Origin of the sequence: Lewinella sp. 4G2 (assembly GCF_001625015.1) — a bacterium.
Taxonomy (GTDB): Bacteria; Bacteroidota; Bacteroidia; order Chitinophagales; family Saprospiraceae; genus Neolewinella.
Window position 1 is genome coordinate 1 of sequence record NZ_LVWJ02000010.1, and the last position, 799, is coordinate 799.

Below are 799 nucleotides of genomic sequence, written 5' to 3' on the forward strand. Positions count from 1 at the left end.
TTTCGCGTCTACCCCCACTAGCTCTCGCCCTGTTAAGACTCGCTTTCGCTCCGCCTCCGGTCCTCTAGACCTTAAACTCGCTAGTGAGGAGTAACTCGTAGGCTCATTATGCAAAAGGCACGCCGTCACCCTTTAACAGGCTCCGACCGCTTGTAGGCGCACGGTTTCAGGGTCTTTTCACTCCGCTTCTCGCGGTTCTTTTCACCTTTCCCTTACGGTACTGGTTCACTATCGGTCTCTCAGGAGTATTTAGCCTTACGGGATGGTGCCCGCAAATTCAGACAGGGTTTCTCCGGCCCCGCCCTACTCAGGATACTCAACTCATGCACCACCGTACCTGTACGGGACTGTCACCCTCTGTGGTCATCCTTTCCAGAATGTTCCAATTGAGTGATACATGATTATTCGAGTCCTACAACCCCACTACGACGTATCGTAATGGTTTGGGCTGTTCCGCGTTCGCTCGCCACTACTTGCGGAATCATTAAATTATTTTCTCCTCCTCCGGGTACTTAGATGTTTCAGTTCCCCGGGTTACCTTCCTTTGCAGGATACTATGTCTTCAACATAGTGGGTTGCCCCATTCGGACATTCATGGATCAAACGGTCGTTTGCACCTACCCATGACTTTTCGCAGCTTACCACGTCCTTCATCGTCTCTGAGAGCCTAGGCATCCCCCGTACGCCCTTATTTCACTTCCTAGTCTTTAGCCCCGAAGGACCAATTCTTAGCAAAACGAAATAGAGTTATCGAGTAACTATATTTGCCTAAAACTAATGAGTTAGTTATTAAAATATC

At 49.2% G+C, this 799-nt stretch carries 1 rRNA gene; it reads right to left on the reverse strand.

The window, feature by feature from the left end:
* Positions 1-702 (reverse strand): 23S ribosomal RNA (locus A3850_RS00040); the annotation flags it as partial.
* Positions 703-799 lie beyond the last annotated feature (97 nt).